We start from the raw sequence: 25,248 nt of genomic DNA on the forward strand, positions 1-25,248 counted from the left end.
CACCGAGTTATCCATGCCTGAATTACCTGAAGTCGAAACCACGCGCCGTGGCATTGCGCCCCACCTTGAAGGGCAGCGTGTCAGTCGCGTGATCGTGCGAGACCGGCGTTTGCGCTGGCCTATTCCCGAAGACCTCGATGTGCGCCTTTCCGGGCAGCGGATCGTGGAAGTCGGTCGGCGGGCCAAATACCTGCTGATCCAGGCTGAAGTCGGGACGCTTATCAGTCATCTGGGCATGTCGGGTAACCTGCGTCTGGTCGAAGCCGGCGTTCCTGCGCTCAAGCATGAGCATGTGGATATCGAACTGGAGTCCGGTCTGGCGCTGCGCTACACCGACCCGCGTCGCTTCGGTGCCATGCTCTGGAGTCTGGAGCCCCATACCCATGAACTGCTGGTTCGACTGGGGCCGGAACCGTTGACGGACCTGTTCGATGGCGAGCGTCTTTATGAGCGCTCCCGAGGTAAGTCGATTGCGGTGAAGCCTTTCATCATGGACAACGCGGTGGTGGTCGGCGTGGGCAATATCTATGCGACCGAAGCGCTGTTTGCTGCCGGTATCGACCCGCGTCGCGAGGCCAAGGGCATTTCCCGGGCGCGCTATCTGAAGCTGGCCATCGAGATCAAGCGCATTCTGGCCTATGCCATCGAACGGGGCGGTACGACTCTGCGCGATTTCATCGGTGGCGACGGCAAGCCGGGCTATTTCCAGCAGGAGCTTTTTGTCTACGGTCGTGGCGAGCAGCCGTGCAAGGTGTGTGGCACGACCTTGCGTGAGGTCAAGCTGGGGCAGCGGGCGAGCGTTTATTGCCCCAAATGCCAGACCTGATCCTCAATACTTGAAATACTGCGTCGCTTGCTTAAGCCCCAGTGCTGTTTATAGTTATCAGCACCCCAACCCGCGACACCTGAAGGACCAAGCCATGCGCCCGTTTCGTATTCTCGCCGCCACCCTGACCCTGCTCGTCGGGTTACAGGCTTTACCTGCCATGGCTACCGAGCTGCCTCCAGGCAGTGGTGATCCGGTCTACAGCATCCAGACTCCGCCCGCTTTCGCCATGATCGGCGATCTGATCATCGCCCGGCCATTGCTGATTGCCGCGACCATTGTCGGCACGGGGCTGTTCGTGATTGCGGCACCTTTCGCAGCCGCGGGCGGTAACCTGGGGGCAACCGGCAAGGCGCTGGTGGTCGATCCTGGCAAGGCTGCATTCGTCAGGTGCCTGGGCTGCACCGGCGATGGATATGGCAAGCAGGAATGATGCAGAACGCTCCGGTCACCGGCGAATGAAGGCTATGCCTTGCCGGTGATGAGGCGATATTTGGCCATCAGCTCGTCTTTGCTTTCGACGCGATTCTCGTCCAGCGGGATGCAGTCCACAGGGCAGACCTGCTGGCATTGAGGTTCGTCGTAATGACCGACGCACTCGGTGCACAGGTTCGGGTTGATCACGTAGATCTCTTCGCCCTGTGAAATGGCCTCGTTCGGGCACTCGGGTTCGCAGACGTCGCAGTTGATGCAATCGTCAGTGATGATAAGGGACATGAAACACTCCAGCCGCGGGGTGTACCGGGGCGTATGAAAACCAATGCGGCGAATTGTGCCGCATTAGCGCCTTCTGTGCACCTCGAGGTTACGAGCGTTTGAAGCGATCGGTCAGTGCCTGAGCGACGGCCGGGTGCACGAACTTGTTGATATCACCGCCCAAGGCTGCGATTTCACGGACCAGCGTCGACGAAATGAACGAATAACGTTCCGACGGAGTGAGAAACAGACTCTCGACGTCCGGTGCCAGTTGTCGGTTCATGTTGGCCAGCTGGAATTCATATTCGAAATCCGAAACCGCCCGCAGGCCGCGCAGAAAGACGTTGGCGTTCTGCTCCTTGGCGAACTGGGCAAGCAAGGTCGAAAAGCCTACGACTTCGACGTTGGGCAGGTGTTTGGTGACCTCGCGTGCCAGCTCTACACGTTGTTCCAGAGGGAACAGCGGGTTTTTCTTCGGGCTGGCAGCCACGGCAATGACCACCTGGTCGAACAGGCGCGAGGCGCGTTCGACCAGATCGCCGTGGCCCTTTGTTATCGGGTCGAAGGTTCCTGGGTACAACACTCGGTTCATCGCGTCGTCCTGGTCGGAGTCCGGTTGGGGACTCGGATGTTATCGCAGCCGCCTCGGTGGGCCAAGTCGAGGTGTCATCGGCGAGGCTTTATTGTGCCGATTATCGGCGATTTTTTATCAGGCTGATGGCATCTCAATGGCCATTGGCATGGCTCTATTCAGCGCAGGAACAGCTTGTAGACCAGCCGCTGAATAGCCTTACCGTACGGCGGGTAAATTAAACGCGCTGCGTTGAAGCGTTGCTTGATGAGCACGCTTTTGGCCTGGCTGAAGGTCAGAAAACCTTCCCGCCCATGATAATGCCCCATGCCTGAAGGGCCGATTCCCCCGAAGGGCAAGTCGTCCTGAGCCGCATGCATCAGCGTATCGTTCAGGCAGACGCCGCCGGAGTGAGTCTGTTCCAGCACTTTTTGCTGCTCGGCCTTGTTGTAGCCGAAGTAGTAGAGCGCCAGTGGGCGAGGGCGTTCATTGATATAGGCAAAGGCATCATCGAGATGACGGTAGGGCACGATGGGCAGCAGCGGCCCGAAAATCTCATCCTGCATGGCCAGCATGTCATCGCTGACGTTGAGCAGGAGACTGAACGGCATGCGCTGTGCCTGTCCCTGATCGTACAAGGCGATTACCTCGGCACCTTTGCTGGTGGCGTCGTCCAGATAGTGATTCAGCCGTGCCAGTTGTCGCTGGTTGATGATGGCCGTGTAGTCCGGGTTGTCGGCCAGTGTCGGATAAAAGCTCTGGACCGCTTGCCTGTAGGCTTCGACGAACCCCTGCACCCGATCCTGTGGCACCAGCACGTAGTCCGGCGCAATGCAGGTCTGCCCGGCATTGAGGGTCTTGCCGAATGCAATGCGCTCGGCGGCGTCCTTGAGCGGGACATCTGCGGACACAATCACCGGAGACTTGCCGCCCAGTTCCAGCGTGACCGGCGTCAGGTTCTCGGCGGCAGCACGCATGACATGTTTGCCGATGCTGGTCGCGCCGGTAAACAGAAGATGATCGAACGGCAGTCTGGAGAAGGCCATGCCCACATCGGCCTCGCCCAGCACCACTGCGACCAGGTCCTCGGGAAAGATCCGGGCGAACAGGCGCTTGAGCAATTCGCCCGTGGCAGGCGTGGATTCGCTGAGCTTGAGCATTACCCGGTTGCCCGCGGCCAGAGCACCAATCAGCGGGCCGATGGCCAGGAACAGTGGGTAATTCCAGGGCACGATAACCCCGACCACGCCCAGAGGCTGATACACCACCTTGGCCGAGGCCGGTTGAAAGGCCAGGCCGACATGGCGGCGTGAGGGTTTCATCCAGCGCTTGAGCCTTTTGCGCGCATCCCGTATACCCAGCAGGCTTGGCAGCAACTCGGCCAGCAGGGTTTCGTCGGGGCTGCGATGGCTGAAATCGCTGCTGATGGCGTCGATCAATGCCTGCCGATGCTCGCTGAGCAGTTCACCCAGGCTTTTGAGCCATTGGGAGCGTTGGGCCGCCGGGGGCATCGGGTTGGCTGCGAATGCCTGGCGCTGGAGAGCGAACGTGTGTTCCAGTTCGCTGGAAAAAGGCGGGGCGTCGGACATTCGAGGCGTTCCTTGCTGGATTTTTCGAGTGTTTTAGAGCTAATGCTCTATAAAGTCAAATGGCCTGTGTCCCCCTTGTCCCAAGGTTTCACACACATCACTGCATCTATGCCGAGCGCTTGCGCTAACATTCCCCATCAACATACCCGAGGGATCGAGCTGAGCATGGCTCCACGTATCAAAACCCGTGAACGTATCGTGCAGGTCAGTCTGGAGCTGTTCAATCAGCAGGGTGAGCGTAGCGTAAGCACCAATCACATTGCCGCGCACATGGAAATTTCGCCGGGCAATCTCTATTACCACTTCCCCAACAAGCAGGCGATCATTGCCTCGCTGTTCAGCGAGTATGAAGCGCTGGTGGATGGTTTTCTGTTTCCGCCCAAAGGGCGGCAGCCGACGGTCGAAGACAAGCGTGACTATTTGCTGGCGATACTCGACAGCATGTGGCGTTACCGGTTTCTGCATCGCGATCTTGAGCATCTGCTGGCTTGCGACCCGGAAATGGCGACCCGCTATCGGCGTTTCTCCCAACGCTCTCTGACCCAGGCAATGGCGATTTACAATGCTTTCGTCGAGGCCGGCGTCCTGAACATGGACAAGGCGCAGCTCGAATCGCTGACCCTCAATACCTGGATAATCCTCACCTCCTGGGTGCGTTTCCTGTGCACCACGCGGGAACAATCCACGCACTTGAATGAAGATGCCATTCGACGTGGTGTCTATCAGGTGCTTATGCTGGAGTATGGCTATATCAGCGCCGAAGCCCGTGAGGAATTCAGCGCCTTGTGCGCCGCTTTCTATACGGCCCTGCCCAAGGTGCTGGGAGACGTCGGCTGAGCAGTCGTCAGCAATCAATATTCGGTTTTCTGCTTACAGGAGTGAGTCATGTCCATCGCGCAACTGATCAGCCCTCAGCAACTGGCTGCCCGCCAGCGAGAGCCCGGGCTGGTGATTCTCGATTGCCGCTTTGCGCTGGAAGATCCCGATTACGGGCAGCGCAGTTACGCTCAGGGCCATATCGATCGTGCGTCTTTTGCGGACCTAGAGCGTGATCTCAGTGGCCCGGTCACCAAGGGCAAGACCGGACGTCATCCCTTGCCGGACCCTGAAGCTCTGTTGCGGCGTTTTCAGGCGTGGGGCATCAACCCGGACAGCGAAATCGTGCTCTATGACGATGGTCCCGGCGCCTTTGCGGCCCGTGCCTGGTGGCTGTTGGCGTGGCTGGGCAAGCGTGAGGGTGTCTACCTGCTCGATGGTGGTCTGAAAGCCTGGCATGCGGCGGGTCTGCCGCTGAGCCTGGATGCGCCGGGCAACAGCCCCGGCACTTTCACGGGCGAGCCCGACATGTCGCTGGTGCTCAATGCCAGTCGCTTGCAAGGCCGTCTCGGACGTCCGGAGCTGACCCTGATCGATGCACGCGCCGAAGCCCGTTTTCGCGGAGAAGTGGAGCCCATCGACCCGGTTGCCGGGCATATTCCGGGTGCGCAGTGCGTCGCTTTCAATGAAAACCTGGGGCCTGACGGGCGCTTTCTACCCGCCGATCGGCTCAGGCAGCGCTTTGCCGAGACGTTGAAGGATCGCTCGCCCAAGGACCTGGTTGCCTACTGCGGTTCTGGTGTGACGGCCTGTCATAACCTGTTTGCCCTGTGTCTGGCGGGTTATCCACTGGGGACGCTGTATGCAGGGTCCTGGAGCGAATGGATTACCGATCCGGCCCGCGAGGTTGCGACCGGCGCATAAGTGCGAGGCGGCTTGCCGGCTGTCGTCAGCAAGCTGCCTCCCGCATGCTATCCGCGAACAGCCTTGTCTCGCTCATACGCCATGCTCAGCCAGTGCGGAATACGCCGCTCCAGATAGTAACCGGGGTTTTTCAGCGAGCCATCGACAAACCCCACATGCCCGCCCTTGGCCTGCAGCTCGAACTCCGTACAGGCTGAAAGCTCGTCGGGTTCGGGCAGGCTATGGATAAAGACGAAAGGATCGTCCGCTGCCTGGATGATCAGTGTCGGTGTGCGAATCCGGCCCAGAAAATACCGGCTCGATGCCCGGCGATAATAGTCCTCGGCATTGGCGAAACCATGCAGCGGCGCTGTCACCCGGCCATCGAAATCCCAGAATGTGCGCATATTCTCCAGCGAGCCCAGAGCCGCCAGCTCGGCCAGTCCTTCGCTCATTCCCTCATGCTGGAAGTGGCGTTGCTTGTCCCGGATATAGGCCAGCATTTCGCGCATGAAATGCCGCTGGTAGACCTTGGAAAAACCCTGGCCGATACGGTTGGCGCATTCGTCCAGCCGGAAGGGCACCGATACGGCCACCGCGCCCAGCAGGCCGCTCTCTGTGCCGGATTCCCCCAGATACTTGAGCAGAACGTTGCCACCCAGGGAATAACCCACGGCGTAAAGCGGTGCCAGAGGGCGCAAGGCTCGCAGATGGGCGATGGCTTCAGCCAGATCTTCGCTGGCACCGGAATGGTAACTGCGCGACAGCAGATTCGGCTCGCCGGAGCAGCCGCGCCAGTTCAACGCCACGCTGGCCCAGCCTCGGGAGGCCAGCGCTTTTTGCAGGCCTGCCACATAAGGCGAATTCGACGACCCGGTCAGCCCGTGCAGGACCAGCACCAGCGGCGTATCGGCTTCGTGGGGGCCATGCCAGTCCATATCGAGAAAGTCCCCGTCCTCCAGCCACATGCGCTCCCGTGTGCGGGCAAGCAATGTTCTCTTTCGCCACAGCGGTCCCCACAAGGTTTGCAGGTGCGGATTACCCAGGCCTGAAGCCGGGACGAAACGGTTTGCCGGGGATGGGTGCAGAGGGCTGGCTGACACGGTCTTGCTCATCAATGAATGCAGAAACGTACGTTGCCACTAAGTGGTGCGAGATGTAAGGGGTTTTTGGCCGAGTGGTTTGATTGTGAATGCGCTCCTGCAGCAGGAGCGCATTCATCTGCGCGAAAGCCGTCAGAACAGATCGATGGGGGCCGACTCGTCGGCTGGCAGAGGGCTGCCCGGTACGCTGCCGCCCAGTTCGTTCACGCTTGGCGGCGTGTCTTCGCTCTTGAACAGCTCGAAGAACGCATTGGGCGTGCTCGGCGTCGCGGCGCGGCCACTGACAGGGTCGACCCGCAGGCTGAGGATGCCATCCGGTTCGGCCTGTTGATGCGGTGGCTTGTCCTTGAGGGCTGCGCTCATGTAGTCCATCCAGATCGGCAGGGCGACCGTACCGCCAAACTCATGGCGTCCGAGGCTTTCCGGCTGATCGAAGCCCGTCCAGACCGTGGTCACGTAATCCGCGTTATAGCCGGAGAACCACGCATCCTTGGATTCGTTGGTCGTACCGGTCTTGCCCGCGATATCCGGCCGGTTCATGGACAGGGCACGACGCCCTGTGCCGCGCTTGATCACATCCTGCAGCATGCTGTTGAGGATGTAGGTCGTGCGGCCGTCGACGATTCGCTCTGCAACCACGGGGGCCTGTGGCTCGGTGGCGGAGGTCGGGGACGTGGTGGTCAGGCCCGGACTGTCATGGATCGCGAAGGTCGAGGTATTGGCTGCGGTTTTGGCTTCTGTCGCCGGAACGCTGGCCGGATTGGCCAGGAACAGTGTCTGACCGTCACGGTTCTCGATCTTCTGGATCAGGTACGGGCTGACCTTGTAGCCGCCGTTGGCAAATGCGCTCCAGCCGGTGGCGATTTCCATGGGTGTCAGGGTCGCGGTACCCAGTGCCAGCGACAGGTTGCGTGGCAGGTCCTGCTTGGCGAATCCGAAGCGAGTGATGTAGTCGATGGTGGAATCGATACCCAGAGCCTGCAACAGGCGGATCGAAACCAGGTTGCGCGACTTGTAGAGAGCTTCGCGCAGCCTGATCGGGCCGAGGAAGGTGTTGGTGTCGTTCTTCGGACGCCAGACCTTGTCCAGGTATTCGTCGACGAACACGATAGGCGCATCGTTCACCAGGCTCGAAGCGGTATAACCGTTGTCCAGAGCCGCACTGTAGATGAAAGGCTTGAAGCTCGAACCCGGCTGACGCTTGGCCTGCATGGCGCGGTTGTAATTGCTCTGCTCGAAGGCAAAGCCACCGACCAGGGCGCGAATGGCCCCATTTTGCGGATCAAGGGAAACCAGTGCGCTTTGAGCGGCGGGAATTTGACTGAATTTCAGCGAGCCGTCTTCCTGACGCAGCAGACGAACCAGATCGCCCACATGCGCCACGTCAGCCGGTTGACGCGGATTGGCTCCCAGGCTGTTGGTGTTCAGGTAAGGACGAGCCCATTTCATGCTGCTCCACTCGACGTTTTCTTCCTTTTCGCCGTTGCGGGTCAGGACGCGGATGCCGTTTTTATCCACCTGCGTGACGATGGCGGGCTCCAGGCCGTTGATCGTGCGCTGCTTGATCAGTTCCTGAGTCCAGCCTGCATGGGTCATGCCCGGGAAGCGGCTTTCCGGGCCGCGATAGCCATGGCGCTGGTCGTATTCGATCAGGCCTTGCTGTACGGCCTTGTTGGCGTGTTCCTGCAGGTCGCTCGGAACAGTGGTGGTGACGCGGAAGCCTTCGGTATAGGCTTCGCTGCCGTAGCGACCGACCATTTCGGCGCGGGCCATCTCGGCGATGTAGGGCGCGTAGACTTCCGGCGTCGGGACGTGATAGCTGGCGTTGAGCGGTTCGTTGAGTGCCGCCTGATAGGCGCTCTGGTCAATCTTGCCCAGGCGGTACATGCGGCCCAGGATCCAGTCGCGGCGCTCCTTGGCCCGGGCCGGGTTGGCCAGCGGATTGAAGCGCGACGGTGCTTTGGGCAGGCCGGCAATCATGGCCATTTGCGCAAGGCTTACATCGCGAATCGATTTGCCATAGTAGACTTGCGCCGCAGCCTCGATGCCATAGGCACGGTTGCCCAGGTAGATCTTGTTGACGTACAGCTCGAGGATCTCGTCCTTGGTCAGTTGGCGCTCGATTTGCAGGGCAAGAAGGATCTCGGTGGTTTTACGTGAAAAGCTTCTTTCGCTGGTCAGGAAAAAGTTTTTCGCGACCTGCATTGTGATGGTACTGCCGCCTGATTGAATATGGCCGCTTTTCACCAGTTGGGTGGCTGCACGCATCAGGCTGCTCGGGTCGACGCCGTAGTGATTGGCGAAGTTGTCGTCTTCGGCCGACAGCAGGGCGTTGATGAAGTTGGGCGGGATTTCGGCAAAGCGAATGGGCGTGCGGCGCATCTCGCCAAACTCGGCGATCAGCTTGCCGTCGCTGCTGTAGACGCGCAGGGGGATCTGCAACTGAATGCTCTTCAGCGCTTCGACGGAGGGCAGGTTCGGGCTCAGATAAAGGAATGCACCGCTCAACGCGAGCAGCAGGCCGCAGAATACTGCTACGAGAGACCACCAGATAAACTTCAGCAGGCGTATCAAGGCTTTTGGATTTCCACGAAAAAGAATGGGTTGAGCGCAGGCATTTACAAACGAACACGCCTTGAAGCTTTGTTAAACGAAAAAACCGCTGGGCATTATAAGCATTTTTCGTCTCCAGGCGTGATTTGCGCTACTGTCAAGGCTGTTGACAGTGGCTCTGACCAAAAATTACTCCGTAAGTGGCGGAAAACTCATAGGAATACTGGTTGTGTTCGAACTCTTCGGTAAGAAGGCCAACACCCTTCTAGGGATCGATATTAGCTCTACCTCGGTAAAACTCCTTGAGTTGAGTCGTTCCGGCACTCGTTACAAGGTCGAGTCCTATGCGGTCGAACCGCTGCCGGCCAATGCCGTTGTCGAAAAGAACATTGCCGAACTCGAAGGGGTCGGGCAGGCGTTGTCGCGCGTGCTGGTCAAGGCCAAGACAAGCGCCAGAATAGTGGCGGTCGCCGTGGCGGGATCGGCGGTCATCACCAAGACCATCGAGATGGATGCCGGTCTGTCCGACGACGACATGGAAAACCAGCTCAAGCTTGAAGCTGACCAGTACATTCCCTATCCCCTCGAAGAAGTCGCCATCGATTTTGAAGTCCAGGGCTATTCGGCGCGTAATCCGGAGCGTGTCGAAGTGCTGCTGGCTGCCTGCCGCAAGGAAAACGTGGAGGTGCGTGAGGCCGCATTGGCGCTGGCCGGGCTGACGGCCCGTGTCGTCGATGTGGAGGCCTATGCGCTGGAGCGTTCCTTCGGGCTGCTGTCTGCCCAGCTGGGCAATGATCACGATCAACTGACCGTAGCCGTGGTGGACATCGGTGCGACCATGACCACCCTGAGCGTGCTGCATCACGGGCGCATCATCTATACCCGCGAACAATTGTTCGGCGGTCGCCAGCTGACCGAGGAAATCCAGCGTCGCTATGGCCTGTCCATGGAAGAAGCGGGGCTTGCGAAGAAGCAGGGCGGGCTGTCCGACGATTACGTCAGTGAAGTGTTGAACCCTTTCAAGGATGCACTGGTGCAGCAAGTGTCTCGCTCGCTGCAGTTTTTCTTTGCTGCCGGGCAGTACAACACCGTGGACTACATCATGCTGGCAGGCGGTACGGCTTCCATTCCAGGGCTTGAGCATTTGATCCAGAAACGTCTTGGTACGCCAACCCTGGTTGCCAACCCCTTTGCCGACATGGCCTTGAGCTCCAAGGTCAACGCCGGTGCGCTGGCCAGTGATGCTCCGGCCTTGATGATCGCTTGCGGTCTCGCCTTGAGGAGCTTCGACTAATGGCACGGATCAACCTTTTACCGTGGCGTGAAGAGCTTCGCGAAGAGCGCAGGAAACGCTTTCTGACCGTGCTGGCCGGTGTGCTGGTGTTCTCGGTGGGCGCGCTGTTTCTGCTCGATCGCTATATCAACAACGCGATCACTTATCAGGAAGCGCGCAACGCATTCATCCAGAAGGAAATCGCCCAGCTCGATATCCGTATCAAGGAAATCAGCGACTTGAAAGCCCGGCGCAAACAGCTGCTGGAGCGGATGAAGATCATCCAGGACCTGCAGGGCAACCGCCCGATCATTGGCCGGGTGTTCGATCAGCTGGCGCGGACCTTGCCCGATGGCGTTTATTTTTCAGATGTCAAAATGACCGACAAATTGATTTCCATCAGCGGGGCTGCCGAGTCCAACAACCGGGTTTCGGACCTGATGCGTAATATGGAGGCCTCCGACTGGCTGGCCTCGCCGAGCCTGACCGAGGTCAAGGCGACCACGGCGGGTGCCGTGGATCAGGCGAATGTCTTTCAACTGACTGTCCGCCAGACCCAGCCTGCTGCTGTGGTTGAAGGAGCCAAGCCATGAATTTTGCCGAATGGCTGGAAGGGCTTCGCAAGGTCGACCTCAATGACCTGGATCTCAACAACCTGGGCTCCTGGCCTGCAGCGGTCAAGGCCATCGCCGGTGTGCTGGTGATGGTGCTGGTGTTTGCACTGGGTTATTTCTTTTTCATCCAGGAGCTGGAAACCCGGCTCGAAGGTGCTCAGGCCAATGAGCTGATGCTGCGCGAGCAGGTGTCGACCAAGGCTTTCCAGGCCGCGAACCTGGAGCCTTACAAGAAGCAGATGGAAGAGATGGAAAACACCTTCGGCGCACTGTTGCGGCAATTGCCCAGCGATACCGAAGTGCCGGGCCTGCTCGAAGACATCACCCGTACAGGCCTGGGAAGCGGTCTGGAGTTCGAGGAAATCAAGCTGCTGCCCGAGGTGGTTCAGCAGTTCTATATCGAGTTGCCTATCCAGATCACGGTCGTGGGCGGTTATCACGACCTGGCGACGTTCGTCAGTGGCGTTGCCAGTCTGCCGCGCATCGTGACGCTGCATGACTTCGAGATCAAACCGGTCGACCCGAAATCCCAGACCAAGCTGCGCATGAACATTCTGGCCAAGACCTACCGCTACAACGATGAAGGGCTGAAGAAATGAGGGCGGCGCGACTGTTGTGCGTCAGTATGGTTCTGATGGGGCTGGCCGGGTGCGATAACGATCAGGAGTTCGCCGACCTCACTGCCTTCGTCAATGACGTCAAGGCGCGTCCTTCGGGCAATATCGATCCATTGCCCAAGTTCCGCCCCTATGAAACCTTTACCTATAACGCGGCCAACCTGCGCAGTCCGTTCCAGCCTCCGGTGAAGATCGATCTGCTCAATCGCCAGAAAGGCTCACGGCTGGTCAAGCCGGACGAGACGCGGGTCAAACAGTTTCTCGAAGGGTTCAACATCGAATCCTTCGAGATGGTCGGAACCATCGGCAACGAATCGGGTACATTCGCCTTGTTGCGCGGTGCCGGAGGGGTACATCGCGTAAAGGTGGGTGATTATCTGGGCCGCAATAACGGCCGGATTGTGTCGGTCAGCGATGCGCAGGTCGATGTCATTGAAATAGTTCCTGATGGAGAGGGGGCCTGGCTTGAAAGGCCGCGCAGTATTTCCCTCAAAGAACGCTCATGAAGTGGGCAAGGCCAAGCATGCTTAACACCGCACAACGGAAATTCATCATGATCAGGATTCTCTCGATTATCGGCGTTTCGCTAGGGATAGCGATGCTTTCGCCGGTTCTCCAGGCAGCCAATCTCAAAACGCTGGATGTCGCAGCCTTGCCAGGCGACCGGATCGAATTGAAGCTTTCCTTCGATTCTCCGGTTCCTGCGCCGCGCGGCTATACCACCGAGCAGCCGGCGCGTATCGCCCTGGACCTGCCGGGTGTGACCAGCCAGCTGGCAACCAAGAGTCGTGATCTGGGTTCGGGCAATGCGCGCAGTGTCGTGGTGGTTCAGGCCCAGGACCGCACGCGGGTCATCATCAACATGACGACGCTGTCTCCTTACAGCTCGCGTGTCGAAGGCAATAACCTGTTCGTGGTGGTCGGCCAGGGCGCTGCCGCTGCGCAGTCTTCCCAGCCGAGCACGGCCATGGGAGCGCCACGAGTCGCAGTCCCGACGCCCGCTCCCGCAGCGGCCCGTCCATATGTGCCGGCTGGCGCGAAAGCCATCCGGAATATCGACTTCCAGCGCGGTGAGCTGGGCGAAGGCAATGTGGTCATCGATCTGAGCAGCCCGGGCATTTCTCCGGACATTCAGGAGCAGGGCGGCAAGATTCGTGTCGACTTCGCCAAGACCCAGTTGCCCGAGCCGCTGCGTGTCAGGCTGGACGTCAAGGATTTCGCCACGCCTGTGCAGTTCGTGACAGCCGCGACTTCCGGCGACAAGGCGAGCATCAGCATCGAGCCTTCGGGCGCTTTCGATTACTCGGCCTACCAGACCGAAAACAAGCTGACCATCAGTGTGCGTCCCCTGACCAACGAAGACCTGGACCGTCGCGCTGCCGACAAGCCGGTCTACACCGGTGAAAAGCTGTCGCTGAACTTCCAGGACATCGATGTGCGTTCGGTGCTGCAACTGATCGCTGACTTCACCAACCTGAACCTGGTGGCCAGTGACACGGTTCAGGGCGGTATTACCTTGCGCCTGCAGAACGTGCCGTGGGATCAGGCGCTGGATCTGGTGCTCAAGACCAAGGGGCTGGACAAGCGCAAGGTCGGCAGTGTCCTGCTGGTCGCGCCGGCTGACGAAATCGCTGCCCGTGAACGCCAGGAGCTGGAATCCCTCAAGCAGATTTCCGAACTGGCGCCGTTGCGTCGTGAGCTGCTGCAGGTCAACTACGCAAAGGCCGCCGATATCGCCAAGCTGTTCCAGTCGGTGACCAGTGTCGAGTCGAAAGCCGACGAGCGCGGCTCGATCACCGTGGATGAGCGCACCAACAACATCATTGCCTACCAGACCCAGGATCGGCTCGACGAGTTGCGCCGCATCGTGTCCCAGCTGGATATTCCGGTGCGTCAGGTGATGATCGAGGCGCGCATCGTCGAAGCCAACGTCGATTACGACAAGGCGCTGGGTGTGCGCTGGGGCGGGACCAAGGTCGGCAGCGGCAACTGGAATACCTATGGTCTGGACGATAACGGCGACGAAGCGGGCAATACCGGCAGTGACCTGGGTGCCAACACTCCGTTCGTCGACCTGGGTGCCGGTAGTGCCACTTCCGGGATCGGCATCGCCTTCGTTACCAACAATACCCTGCTCGATCTTGAGCTGAGCGCGATGGAGAAGACCGGCAACGGTGAAATCGTCTCCCAGCCCAAAGTGGTCACTTCCGACAAGGAAACCGCCAAGATCCTCAAAGGTACGGAAATCCCTTATCAGGAATCCAGCTCCAGCGGCGCGACAACCGTGAGTTTCAAGGAAGCGTCCCTGTCGCTGGAAGTGACGCCGCAGATCACGCCGGACAACCGCATCATCATGGAGGTCAAGGTCACCAAGGATGAGCCGGACTACCTCAATGCCGTGCTCGGTGTGCCTCCGATCAAGAAAAACGAGGTCAATGCCAAGGTGCTGGTTTCCGATGGCGAGACTATCGTGATCGGTGGCGTGTTCTCCAATACGCAAAGTAAAGTTGTAGAGAAAGTGCCATTTCTTGGCGATGTACCGTATCTTGGCCGCCTTTTCCGTCGAGATACGGTTTCAGAAGCGAAATCCGAGCTGTTGGTATTTCTGACTCCGCGTATCATGAACAACCAGGCGATTGCTGTGAGTCGTTGATTCTGTGCGAAATTTAATACTTGTAGGGCCGATGGGGGCTGGTAAAAGCACCATCGGCCGTTTGCTTGCCAAAGAGCTGCGCCTACCTTTCAAGGATTCCGACAAGGAAATCGAGTTGCGCTCGGGCGCAAATATTCCGTGGATTTTCGACAAGGAAGGCGAGCCGGGCTTTCGCGACCGTGAGCAGGCGATGATTGCTGAGCTGTGTGAGGCCGATGGCCTCGTTCTGGCGACGGGCGGCGGAGCGGTCATGCGCAGCGAAAACCGTCAGGCACTGCATGCCGGTGGGCGTGTGGTGTATCTGCACGCATCGGTCGAACAGCAGGTCGGGCGCACGGCCCGTGACCGCAATCGCCCATTGTTGCGCACTGCCGATCCGGCCCGGGTTCTGAGCGAGTTGCTGGCCATTCGTGACCCGCTGTATCGGGAAATCGCCGATCTGGTGGTTGAAACCGATGAACGGCCACCCCGTATGGTCGTTCTTGACATACTTGCCCGCTTGGCAGAGCTTCCTCCCCGTTAAAGCGCAGACGAAAATGCGCTATCCTCGGCGACCATCAAAACAGCGACAGCCACTGGCTGTCCTGGCGCACGAAAAAAACATGCGCAGCGCCCAATCGGTAATCAATGTGGGGACACATGCAGACACTTAAGGTCGAGCTTGGTGAGCGTAGCTACCCGATTCATATTGGCGAAGGTCTTCTGGACAAGCCTGAGCTCCTGATTCCGCATATCGTCGGACGGCAGGTGGCTATCGTTTCCAATACCACGGTGGCTCCTCTCTATCTCGAACGATTGACACGAACTCTGGTGGGCTACAACGTCCAGTCCGTAGTGCTGCCCGACGGCGAAGCGTTCAAGAACTGGGAAACCCTGCAACTGATCTTCGACGGCCTGCTCACGGCACGTCACGACCGCCGCACGACCGTGATCGCCCTCGGTGGCGGTGTGATCGGCGACATGGCCGGATTTGCTGCCGCCTGTTACCAGCGTGGCGTGAACTTCATCCAGATCCCGACCACGCTGCTGTCCCAGGTGGATTCGTCGGTAGGCGGCAAGACCGGCATCAACCACCCGTTGGGCAAGAACATGGTGGGGGCTTTCTATCAGCCCAGTGTCGTGCTGATCGATACCACCACACTCGACACTCTGCCCGAGCGTGAACTGTCCGCCGGGCTGGCCGAAGTCATCAAGTACGGCCTGATCTGCGACGAACCGTTCCTGACCTGGCTCGAAGAGCATATCGACCGGTTGCGCGGCCTGGACCAGGAAGCCCTGACCATCGCCATCGAGCGTTCGTGTGCCGCCAAGGCGCTGGTAGTGGGTGCCGATGAGCGCGAGTCCGGTGTCAGGGCAACCCTGAACCTGGGCCACACTTTCGGCCACGCCATCGAAACCCATATGGGCTATGGTGTCTGGCTGCATGGCGAGGCGGTTGCCGCCGGTACCGTCATGGCTCTGGAGATGTCTTCGCGTCTTGGCTGGATCACCACCCAGGAGCGTGATCGCGGTATCCGCCTGTTGCAGCGTGCCGGTCTGCCGGTCGTGCCGCCACAGGAAATGACGGAAAACGATTTTCTTGAACACATGGCGATCGACAAGAAAGTGATCGATGGTCGCCTGCGTCTGGTGCTCCTGCGTCAGATGGGTGAAGCGGTTATCACGGACGATTATCCAAAAGAAGTACTACAGGCTACTCTGAGGGCGGATTACCGCGCTCTGGTGGATCAGCTTAGAGGTTAACGGAAAACCCATGACTAGTTTGCATGCCGACGAGGCTTTCCTCGGCCATTATCAGTTGAGTCATGACCCCTTTGCGGCGCGGGTACCTGGCTTCAAGTTTTTCCCTGCCCAGCGCAAGTCGGTGCTGGGGCAGCTCCATCACCTGGCTCGTTACAGCCAGTTGCTGCTTGCCGTGACCGGCCCTCAGGGCAGCGGCAAGACCCTGCTGCGCCAGGCGCTGGTAGCCAGCACCAACAAGCAGTCGGTGCAGAGCGTGGTCATTTCGGCGCGTGGTGCCAGCGACGCGGCAGGTGTACTGCAACAGGTCGCCCAGGCGCTGATTGTTGCCCAGGCTGAAATGCAGGCGATTCTGGCGCAGATCGTACAGCTCGCGCTGACCGGTCAGGAAGTCTATCTGCTGGTGGACGATGCGGAACAACTTGGCGATTCGGCGCTCGAAGCGTTGCTGGGTCTGGCCGCAGGCACGCCCGAGGGGCGTCCGCATGTGTTCCTGTTTGGCGAGCCGTCGCTGATCGACCGTCTCGATCAACTGTGTGCCGACCTGCAGGGCGATGTCGAAGGCGAGCGCTTTCATGTCATCGAGTTGCAACCTTATACCGAAGAAGAAACCCGGGAATATCTGGCTCAACGTCTGGAAGGTGCAGGGCAAGGAATCGCGTTGTTCACTGCCGAGCAGATTACCGATATCCATGAACAGTCCGATGGCTGGCCTGGGAATATCAACCAGGTTGCCCGCGATTCAATGATCGAGGCGATGATCGCGAGTCGTTCCGCGGTCAAGCGCCCAAGTGTGGGGTTCAACATGCCGAAAAAACACGTACTGGCCCTTGGCGCAGTTGTCGTGGTCGCAGTGGCAGCCGCAGTGCTGATCCCTGGCCGTGGCGACAAGAGCGCCGCGCCAGCCAATGCTCCGGCCCAGGCCCAGTTGCCGTTGGGTCAGGGCACGCCTGCGAACCAGCAATCCAATAATGGTGGTCCGGCCATCGAGTTTGCGGGTAACTCGCAGCCGATGCCTCTGCCGCTGGTGGGTAACTCGCAACCTGTGATGCGCGGCCCTCTGGCCGAAGCGGCAGGTGCTGGCGACAGCGACGAGGATGCAGTGCCAATGGGCTCGCCAGCCCAGCCGGCCACGGTAACCACCACCGCGCCACCTGCGGGTGCGCAGGCCGGTGCCGTGCCTCGCTCTTCCATTCCGGCTCCTGCGGCGGCAACGCCGGTGGTTCCGCCAGCTCCGGCCGCCAAGCCTGCGCCAGCTCCGACCCAGGTCGCCACGGCCAAGCCGGCCCCTGCTGCAGCTCCAGCCGCCAAACCTGCTGAAAAACCGGCCGCTGCCGCTGCCAAACCGGCTGCCGGTGGCAACTGGTACAGCGGTCAGGCGCCTGGGCATTATGTGGTGCAGATCCTGGGCACCAGCTCGGAAGCGACGGCCCAGGCCTATGTGGCCGAGCAGGGCGGCGAGTACCGTTATTTCAAGAAAACATTGCAGGGCAAGCCCCTGTATGTCGTGACATACGGTAATTTTTCGGACCGCGCTGCTGCCCTTGCAGCCATCAAAGTCTTGCCAGCAAAGGTTCAGGCTGGTAAACCTTGGCCCCGTACTGTCGCCAGCATCCAACAAGAGCTCGGCGCCACTCGCTGAAGTCGCAGCGGCCTTATCCAGGCCGCTCACCCGGCAAACCTGATTTCACCTGCCCTGACGTGCCGCTTCTGGCGGCACGCCTTGCGGTGTCTGCGTTACAAACGCCCTGTCGTTTCAGTCGCTTCGGTCAGAATATTGAAAAATACTTTGACTAGCACAGTGCTCAACTATAAAACCTTCATAAATGCGACATTGGTTTTCGGCTTTTCGCCGTTAAATTTGTGGGCCTTTGTGTCGCTGTGTACAATGACCTCCGTTTTGCCTCTCCGAAGCCGGCGTACGTTCGGCGTGACAGGTAATTGATTGAATTGAAAAGAGATTTGCCTCGCATAGAGGCAGCCTGGTGAGAAAGTGTCTATGAAAGCCGGTCTATACCAACCAGATGAATTCAAGGATAACTGCGGCTTCGGCCTGATCGCTCATATGCAGGGCGAGCCCAGTCATCACCTGTTGCAGACGGCTATTCAAGCCCTGACCTGCATGACCCACCGTGGCGGTATCAACGCCGACGGCAAGACCGGTGACGGTTGTGGTCTGTTGATTCAGAAGCCCGATGCCTTCCTGCGTGCGGTCGCCAAGGATCACTTTGGTGTCGATCTGCCCCGCCAATATGCCGTGGGCATGGTTTTCCTCAACCAGGATGACGCCAAGGCCGATATCGCTCGCGAGAACATGAATCGCGAAATCCTCGCCGAAGGCCTGACTCTGGTCGGCTGGCGTCAGGTGCCGGTCGATACCAGCGTTCTGGGCCGTCTGGCTCTTGAGCGTCTGCCGAAGATCGAGCAGGTATTCATCGGTGCCGAAGGCCTGAGCGATCAGGAATTCGCCATCAAGCTGTTCAGTGCCCGTCGCCGTTCGTCGGTATCCAACGCCGCCGATGCCGACCACTACGTCTGCAGCTTTTCGCACAAGACCATCATCTACAAAGGTCTGATGATGCCGCGCGACCTGACGGCATTCTTCCCCGACCTGAGCGACGAGCGCCTGCAAACCGCGATCTGCGTGTTCCACCAGCGTTTCTCGACCAACACCCTGCCGAAATGGCCGCTGGCCCAGCCGTTCCGCTTCCTCGCCCACAACGGCGAGATCAACACCATCACCGGTAACCGTAACTGGGCACAGGCACGTCGTACCAAGTTCACCAACGACCTGATGGATCTGGAAAAGCTCGGCCCGCTGGTCAACCGTGTGGGGTCCGACTCGTCGAGCATGGACAACATGCTCGAGCTGATGGTCACCGGCGGCATCGACCTGTTCCGTGGTGTGCGGATGATCATTCCGCCAGCGTGGCAGAACGTCGAAACCATGGACCCCGATCTGCGGGCGTTCTATGAGTACAACTCCATGCACATGGAGCCGTGGGATGGTCCGGCCGGTATCGTGATGACCGAAGGTCGCCATGCGGTCTGTCTGCTCGACCGTAACGGTCTGCGCCCGGCTCGCTGGGTCACCACCAAGAACGGCTACATCACCCTGGCGTCGGAAATCGGCGTCTGGGACTACAAGCCCGACGATGTCATTGCCAAGGGCCGTGTCGGACCTGGCCAGATCTTTGCGGTGGATACCGAAACCGGTCAGATCCTCGACACCGATGCCATCGACAACCGCTTGAAGTCGCGCCACCCTTACAAGCAATGGCTGCGCAAGAATGCTCTGCGCATTCAGGCGACCATGGAAGACAACGACCACGGTTCGGCTTTCTATAACAGTGACCAGCTCAAGCAATACATGAAGATGTATCAGGTCACGTTCGAAGAGCGTGATCAGGTGTTGCGTCCGCTGGGAGAGCAGGGCCAGGAAGCGGTCGGTTCCATGGGCGACGACACGCCGATGGCTGTGCTGTCGCGTCGCGTGCGCTCGCCGTTCGACTACTTCCGTCAGCAGTTCGCGCAGGTGACCAACCCGCCGATCGACCCGCTGCGTGAAGCCATCGTCATGTCGCTGGAAATCTGCCTCGGTGCCGAGCGCAACATTTTCCAGGAGTCGCCCGAGCATGCCTCGCGTGTGATTCTCAGCTCGCCGGTCATTTCCCCGGCCAAGTGGCGTTCGCTGATGAACCTGGAGCGTCCGGGTTTCGAGCGTCATATCATCGACCTGAACTACGACGAAAGCGTCGGTCTGGAAGCGGCGATTCGCAACATTGCCGATCAGGCCGAAGAAGCCGTCCGTGCCGGCCGCACCCTGCTGGTGCTGAGCGACCGTCATATCGCTCCGGGCAAACTGCCTGCTCACGCCTCCCTGGCGGTTGGCGCGGTTCACCACCGTCTGACCGAAAAAGGGCTGCGTTGCGACAGCAACATCCTGGTTGAAACCGCGACGGCCCGTGACCCGCATCATTTTGCCGTGCTGATCGGCTTCGGTGCTTCGGCGGTCTATCCGTTCCTGGCCTACGAAGTGCTGGGCGATCTGATCCGTACCGGTGAAGTGCTGGGCGATCTTTACGAAGTTTTCAAGAACTACCGCAAAGGCATCACCAAGGGCCTGCTCAAGATTCTGTCGAAGATGGGGATCTCCACCGTTGCGTCCTATCGTGGTGCGCAACTGTTCGAGGCCATCGGCCTGTCCGAGGAAGTCTGCGACCTCAGCTTCCGTGGTGTACCGAGCCGCCTGAAAGGTGCCCGTTTCGTCGATATCGAAGCCGAGCAGAAGGCTCTGGCAGCCGAAGCCTGGAGTCCGCGCAAGCCGATTCAGCAAGGGGGTCTGCTCAAGTTCGTGTTCGGTGGCGAATACCACGCCTACAACCCGGACGTGGTCAACACCCTGCAAGCCGCCGTGCAGCAGGGCGACTACAGCAAGTTCAAGGAATACACCTCGCTGGTGGACAAGCGTCCGGTGTCGATGATTCGCGACCTGTTCCAGGTCAAGACCCTCGACCAGCCGCTGAGCATCGACGAAGTCGAGCCGCTGAGCGATATCCTCAAGCGTTTCGACTCCGCCGGGATTTCCCTCGGTGCGCTGTCGCCGGAGGCTCACGAAGCACTGGCCGAAGCGATGAACCGTTTGGGGGCCCGTTCCAACTCCGGTGAGGGCGGCGAAGATCCATCGCGCTACGGCACCATCCGCAGCTCCAAGATCAAACAGATCGCCACTGGCCGTTTTGGCGTGACGCCTGAGTATCTGGTCAATGCCGATGTGTTGCAGATCAAGGTCGCACAAGGCGCCAAGCCGGGTGAAGGCGGGCAACTGCCAGGCGGCAAGGTCAACGGTCTGATCGCCAAGCTGCGCTATGCCGTACCGGGCGTGACCCTGATTTCGCCTCCGCCGCACCACGACATCTACTCCATCGAGGACTTGTCGCAGCTGATTTTCGACCTGAAACAGGTCAACCCGTCGGCACTGGTATCGGTCAAGCTGGTAGCAGAAGCAGGCGTTGGCACCATCGCTGCGGGTGTCGCCAAGGCTTATGCCGACCTGATTACCATTTCCGGTTACGACGGCGGCACAGGCGCTTCGCCTCTGACGTCGATCAAGTACGCCGGTGCGCCGTGGGAGCTTGGTCTGGCCGAGACTCACCAGACCCTGCGCGGCAACGACCTGCGCGGCAAGGTCCGGGTACAGACCGACGGTGGTCTGAAAACCGGTCTGGACGTGATCAAGGCGGCCATTCTCGGTGCCGAAAGCTTCGGCTTCGGTACGGCGCCGATGATTGCGCTGGGCTGCAAATACCTGCGTATCTGCCATCTGAACAACTGCGCCACCGGCGTAGCGACCCAGAACGACAAACTGCGCAAGGATCACTACATCGGCACCGTCGATATGGTGATCAACTTCTTCACCTACGTGGCTGAAGAAACCCGCGAGTGGCTGGCCAAGCTGGGCGTTCGCTCACTGGAAGAGCTGATCGGCCGTACCGACCTGCTGGATATCCTGCCGGGCGAAACCGACAAGCAGCAGCACCTGGACCTCACGCCTCTGCTGGGCAGCGACCACGTGCCTGCCGACAAGCCGCAGTTCAGTCTGGTGGACCGTAACCCGCCGTTCGACAAGGGCCTGCTGGCCGAGAAAATGGTGGAGATGGCCAAACCTGCCATCGAATCCTTGAGTGGCGGCGAGTTCGAGCTGGATATCTGCAACTGCGACCGTTCCATCGGCGCGCGGATCTCCGGTGAAATCGCCAGGCTGCACGGTAACCAGGGCATGAACAAGGCGCCGATCACTTTCCGCTTCAAAGGCACTGCCGGTCAGAGCTTTGGTGTGTGGAACGCCGGTGGCCTGAACATGTATCTGGAAGGCGATGCCAACGACTACGTCGGCAAAGGCATGACTGCTGGCAAGCTGGTCATCGTTCCGCCCAAAGGCAGCCCGTTCAAGACCAACGAAAGCGCCATCGTCGGCAACACCTGCCTGTACGGTGCGACGGGCGGCAAGCTGTTCGCTTCCGGTACGGCGGGCGAGCGCTTCGCAGTGCGTAACTCGGGGGCTCATGCTGTCGTGGAAGGTACTGGCGACCACTGCTGCGAATACATGACTGGCGGTTTCGTCTGCGTACTGGGCAAGACCGGCTACAACTTCGGTTCCGGGATGACGGGCGGTTTCGCTTACGTGCTCGACCAGGACAACACCTTCGTTGACCAGGTCAACCATGAGCTGGTCGAGATTCAGCGCATCAGCGGCGAGTCGATGGAAGCCTATCGTACTCACCTGCAAAGCGTGCTGAACGAGTATGTCGAGGAAACCGGCAGTGAGTGGGGTCGTAACCTGGCCGAAAACCTGGACGACTACCTGCGCCGTTTCTGGCTGGTCAAGCCCAAAGCTGCCAACCTGAAGTCGCTGCTCTCCAGCACCCGGGCGAATCCGCAATAAGACAGCCACAAGCTGCAAGCTTGAAGCTACAAGCTTGCAGCCCTGTGAATTGAACAGAATTTGATTTCTTGCAGCTTGAAGCTTGTCGCTTGAAGCTGCCGCGAAGAGGCTACAAATGGCTGAACGTCTCAGTAACGACTTCCAGTTCATCGAGGTCGGACGTAAAGATCCGAAGAAGAAGCTGCTGCGCCAGCGCAAGAAAGAGTTCGTGGAAATCTACGAGCCCTTCAAACCCCAGCAGTCGGCCGATCAGGCCCACCGTTGCCTGGGTTGCGGCAACCCGTATTGCGAATGGAAATGCCCGGTCCACAACTTCATCCCCAACTGGCTGAAGCTGGTCTCCGAAGGCAATATCCTGGCGGCCGCCGAGCTGTCGCATCAGACCAATACCCTGCCGGAAGTCTGCGGTCGCGTATGCCCTCAGGATCGTCTGTGTGAAGGTGCCTGCACCCTCAATGACGGTTTTGGTGCCGTCACCATCGGCTCGGTCGAGAAGTACATCACCGACACCGCATTCGCCATGGGCTGGCGTCCGGACATGTCTCGCGTTGTGCCGACCGGCAAACGTGTCGCGATCATTGGTGCAGGTCCGGCGGGCCTGGGCTGTGCCGACGTGCTGGTGCGCGGTGGCGTGACGCCGGTGGTCTTCGACAAGAACCCGGAAATCGGTGGTCTGCTGACCTTCGGCATTCCCGAGTTCAAGCTTGAGAAAAGCGTGTTGAGCAATCGCCGTGAAGTATTCACCGGCATGGGTATCGAGTTCCGCCTCAATACCGAAGTCGGCAAGGACGTCACCGTCGATCAACTGCTGGAAGAGTTCGATGCCGTGTTCATGGGCATGGGCACCTACACCTACATGAAAGGCGGTTTTGCCGGTGAAGAGCTGCCGGGCGTACACGATGCGCTCGACTTCCTGATCGCCAACGTCAACCGCAATCTGGGCTTCGAGAAGTCGCCGGAAGATTTTGTCGACATGAAAGGCAAGAAGGTCGTAGTGCTGGGCGGTGGTGACACCGCGATGGACTGCAACCGTACCTCGATCCGCCAGGGTGCCAAATCGGTGACCTGCGCCTATCGCCGCGACGAAGAAAACATGCCGGGCTCGCGCAAGGAAGTGAAGAACGCCAAGGAAGAAGGCGTGAAGTTCCTCTACAACCGCCAGCCAATCGCCATTGTCGGTGAAGGCAAGGTTGAAGGTGTGAAAGTGGTCGAGACTCGCCTTGGCGAGCCTGACGCCCGCGGTCGCCGCAGCCCAGAGCCGATTCCGGGTTCCGAGGAAATCATCCCGGCTGACGCCGTGGTCATCGCGTTCGGTTTCCGTCCAAGCCCGGCACCATGGTTCGAGCAGTTCGGCATCAACACCGACAGTCAGGGCCGTGTCATCGCTCCGGAGCAGGCGCAATTCAAGCACCAGACCAGCAACCCGAAAATCTTCGCGGGCGGCGACATGGTGCGCGGCTCCGACCTGGTAGTCACTGCAATCTTCGAAGGCCGCAACGCGGCAGAAGGGATTCTGGATTATCTGGGCGTCTAAGGACGCCAGCTTCAAGTTGTAAGCTACAAGCTACAAGCGGTGAGCAAGGCAGGCTTTTCTGCTTCTAGCTTGCCGCTTGAGGCTTGTCGCTTACAACTGCCCGGTGCGACCAATCGCCCCGATAGAGAAAAGAAACCGCTCTTGCCGTGCCTTTTGTGTCGAGCTCTGAGAAAATGCCCGCACTTTTTTTGCGGATGCCGACATGACTGCCCTGAAGAACGACCGTTTCCTTCGTGCCCTGCTCAAGCAACCCGTAGACGTCACGCCTGTCTGGATGATGCGTCAGGCCGGTCGCTACTTGCCTGAATACCGCGCCAGCCGCGCCAAGGCGGGCGATTTCATGAGTCTGTGCAAGAACGCCGAGTTCGCTTGCGAAGTCACGCTGCAGCCTCTGGATCGTTATCCGCTGGATGCCGCGATCCTGTTCTCCGATATTCTGACCGTTCCCGATGCGATGGGCCTTGGCCTGTATTTCGAGACGGGCGAAGGTCCGCGCTTCAAGAAAACCGTCAGCACCCTGGCCGACATCGAAGCCCTGCCGATTCCCGATGCGCAGCAAGACCTGGGCTATGTGATGAATGCGGTCAGCACCATCCGCCGCGAGCTCAATGGCCGTGTTCCGCTGATCGGCTTCTCCGGCAGTCCATGGACGCTGGCCACTTATATGGTCGAAGGCGGTTCGTCGAAAGACTTCCGCAAGTCCAAGGCCATGCTCTACGAAAACCCGCAAGCCATGCACCTGCTGCTCGACAAACTGGCGCAGTCGGTCACCTCGTACCTCAATGGCCAGATCCTGGCCGGTGCTCAGGCTGTGCAGATTTTCGATAGCTGGGGCGGCAGCCTGTCTGCTGCGGCTTATCAGGAATTCTCGCTGGCCTACATGCGCAAGATCGTCAGTGGCCTGATTCGCGAGCATGATGGCCGCAAAGTGCCGGTCATCCTGTTCACCAAAGGCGGCGGCCTGTGGCTGGAAAGCATTGCCGATGCCGGTGCCGATGCACTGGGCCTGGACTGGACCTGCGATCTGGGCCAAGCCCGTCAGCGTGTCGGCAACAAGGTTGCGCTGCAAGGCAACATGGACCCGACCGTTCTCTATGCTCGCCCGGAAGCCATCCGTCAGGAAGTTGCACGCATCCTCGCCAGCTACGGCAGCGGCACCGGCCACGTCTTCAACCTCGGCCACGGCATCACCCCTGAAGTCGACCCGGCCAATGCGGGTGCCTTTATCGAAGCGGTGCATGAGTTGTCGGCGCAGTATCACCGGTAATTCGTTATTGCGGTCATGAAAACGCCCGGCTTTTGCCGGGCGTTTTTA

The 25,248-nt window shown here is 59.5% G+C and carries 20 protein-coding genes; 15 read left to right on the top strand and 5 right to left on the bottom strand.

All coding sequences use genetic code 11. The features are described from left to right. The first annotated feature begins 13 nt into the window (after positions 1-13). Both mutM and JSY17_RS06740 read left to right on the top strand, forming a co-directional pair. Positions 14-826 carry a bifunctional DNA-formamidopyrimidine glycosylase/DNA-(apurinic or apyrimidinic site) lyase gene (mutM, locus tag JSY17_RS06735; RefSeq protein ID WP_117167147.1) on the top strand — a complete coding sequence of 271 codons (813 nt, stop codon included), beginning with the start codon at positions 14-16 and terminating at the stop codon, positions 824-826. Positions 827-920: 94 nt separating this feature from the next. Further along, positions 921-1,259, top strand: coding sequence for a multidrug transporter (locus JSY17_RS06740; protein ID WP_117181788.1), 339 nt, complete (start codon positions 921-923; stop codon positions 1,257-1,259). A 32-nt stretch (positions 1,260-1,291) separates the two neighbouring features. Here JSY17_RS06740 and JSY17_RS06745 read toward each other — a convergent pair whose 3' ends face one another. The 3 genes from JSY17_RS06745 to JSY17_RS06755 all read right to left on the bottom strand — a co-directional run bounded on the left by JSY17_RS06745 (position 1,292) and on the right by JSY17_RS06755 (position 3,682). Further along, positions 1,292-1,543 (bottom strand): YfhL family 4Fe-4S dicluster ferredoxin, encoded by a 252-nt coding sequence (locus tag JSY17_RS06745; protein ID WP_117181787.1) that lies wholly within the window; start codon positions 1,541-1,543, stop codon positions 1,292-1,294. A gap of 88 nt (positions 1,544-1,631) precedes the next feature. Further along, a complete protein-coding gene (coaD, locus tag JSY17_RS06750) occupies positions 1,632-2,114 on the bottom strand; it encodes a pantetheine-phosphate adenylyltransferase (protein ID WP_025258126.1) in 483 nt (160 codons plus the stop codon). Positions 2,115-2,272: 158 nt separating this feature from the next. Beyond that, positions 2,273-3,682, bottom strand: coding sequence for a coniferyl aldehyde dehydrogenase (locus JSY17_RS06755; protein WP_206401575.1), 1,410 nt, complete (start codon positions 3,680-3,682; stop codon positions 2,273-2,275). Positions 3,683-3,847: 165 nt separating this feature from the next. On the opposite strand from JSY17_RS06755, the gene JSY17_RS06760 reads away from it, so the two are divergent. Next, complete coding sequence (locus tag JSY17_RS06760) at positions 3,848-4,519, top strand: TetR/AcrR family transcriptional regulator (RefSeq protein WP_117181785.1); 672 nt, start codon at positions 3,848-3,850, stop codon at positions 4,517-4,519. 48 nt (positions 4,520-4,567) lie between these two features. After that, complete coding sequence (locus JSY17_RS06765; protein ID WP_206401574.1) at positions 4,568-5,422, top strand: sulfurtransferase; 855 nt, start codon at positions 4,568-4,570, stop codon at positions 5,420-5,422. Positions 5,423-5,469: 47 nt separating this feature from the next. On the opposite strand, the gene JSY17_RS06770 is transcribed toward JSY17_RS06765, so the two are convergent. Both JSY17_RS06770 and JSY17_RS06775 read right to left on the bottom strand, forming a co-directional pair. Continuing rightward, positions 5,470-6,516 (bottom strand): hydrolase, encoded by a 1,047-nt coding sequence (locus JSY17_RS06770; RefSeq protein ID WP_117186104.1) that lies wholly within the window; start codon positions 6,514-6,516, stop codon positions 5,470-5,472. Positions 6,517-6,636: 120 nt separating this feature from the next. After that, complete coding sequence (locus JSY17_RS06775; RefSeq protein WP_404823080.1) at positions 6,637-9,075, bottom strand: penicillin-binding protein 1A; 2,439 nt, start codon at positions 9,073-9,075, stop codon at positions 6,637-6,639. Positions 9,076-9,286: 211 nt separating this feature from the next. On the opposite strand from JSY17_RS06775, the gene JSY17_RS06780 reads away from it, so the two are divergent. The 11 genes from JSY17_RS06780 to hemE all read left to right on the top strand — a co-directional run bounded on the left by JSY17_RS06780 (position 9,287) and on the right by hemE (position 25,200). Further along, positions 9,287-10,351 carry a pilus assembly protein PilM gene (locus JSY17_RS06780; RefSeq protein WP_117181781.1) on the top strand — a complete coding sequence of 355 codons (1,065 nt, stop codon included), beginning with the start codon at positions 9,287-9,289 and terminating at the stop codon, positions 10,349-10,351. Next, complete coding sequence (locus tag JSY17_RS06785; RefSeq protein ID WP_117181780.1) at positions 10,351-10,923, top strand: PilN domain-containing protein; 573 nt, start codon at positions 10,351-10,353, stop codon at positions 10,921-10,923. Before JSY17_RS06780 ends, JSY17_RS06785 begins: the two co-directional genes overlap by 1 nt. Continuing rightward, positions 10,920-11,543: a type 4a pilus biogenesis protein PilO gene (gene pilO, locus JSY17_RS06790; protein ID WP_117167157.1), complete on the top strand. Its 624-nt coding sequence runs from the start codon at positions 10,920-10,922 to the stop codon at positions 11,541-11,543. The genes JSY17_RS06785 and pilO overlap by 4 nt, the downstream gene beginning before the upstream one ends. Then, positions 11,540-12,067: a pilus assembly protein PilP gene (locus JSY17_RS06795; protein ID WP_117167158.1), complete on the top strand. Its 528-nt coding sequence runs from the start codon at positions 11,540-11,542 to the stop codon at positions 12,065-12,067. The genes pilO and JSY17_RS06795 overlap by 4 nt, the downstream gene beginning before the upstream one ends. A gap of 47 nt (positions 12,068-12,114) precedes the next feature. Further along, positions 12,115-14,214 carry a type IV pilus secretin PilQ gene (gene pilQ / locus JSY17_RS06800; protein ID WP_162883208.1) on the top strand — a complete coding sequence of 700 codons (2,100 nt, stop codon included), beginning with the start codon at positions 12,115-12,117 and terminating at the stop codon, positions 14,212-14,214. Positions 14,215-14,218: 4 nt separating this feature from the next. Then, positions 14,219-14,737, top strand: a complete 519-nt coding sequence (gene aroK / locus JSY17_RS06805; protein WP_117181778.1) for a shikimate kinase AroK — start codon at positions 14,219-14,221, stop codon at positions 14,735-14,737. A gap of 116 nt (positions 14,738-14,853) precedes the next feature. Then, positions 14,854-15,957 carry a 3-dehydroquinate synthase gene (aroB, locus tag JSY17_RS06810; protein ID WP_117181777.1) on the top strand — a complete coding sequence of 368 codons (1,104 nt, stop codon included), beginning with the start codon at positions 14,854-14,856 and terminating at the stop codon, positions 15,955-15,957. Between the two features lie 10 nt (positions 15,958-15,967). After that, positions 15,968-17,596, top strand: a complete 1,629-nt coding sequence (locus tag JSY17_RS06815; RefSeq protein WP_201012913.1) for an AAA family ATPase — start codon at positions 15,968-15,970, stop codon at positions 17,594-17,596. A 357-nt stretch (positions 17,597-17,953) separates the two neighbouring features. Further along, positions 17,954-22,399, top strand: coding sequence for a glutamate synthase large subunit (gene gltB, locus JSY17_RS06820; RefSeq protein ID WP_206401573.1), 4,446 nt, complete (start codon positions 17,954-17,956; stop codon positions 22,397-22,399). A gap of 115 nt (positions 22,400-22,514) precedes the next feature. Then, on the top strand, positions 22,515-23,933 hold the full coding sequence (locus tag JSY17_RS06825) for an FAD-dependent oxidoreductase (RefSeq protein WP_117167164.1): 1,419 nt from the start codon (positions 22,515-22,517) through the stop codon (positions 23,931-23,933). 202 nt (positions 23,934-24,135) lie between these two features. Further along, complete coding sequence (gene hemE, locus JSY17_RS06830; protein ID WP_117186109.1) at positions 24,136-25,200, top strand: uroporphyrinogen decarboxylase; 1,065 nt, start codon at positions 24,136-24,138, stop codon at positions 25,198-25,200. Positions 25,201-25,248: the final 48 nt, after the last annotated feature.

This window comes from Pseudomonas capsici (assembly GCF_017165765.1).
Lineage (GTDB): Bacteria > Pseudomonadota > Gammaproteobacteria > Pseudomonadales > Pseudomonadaceae > Aquipseudomonas > Aquipseudomonas capsici.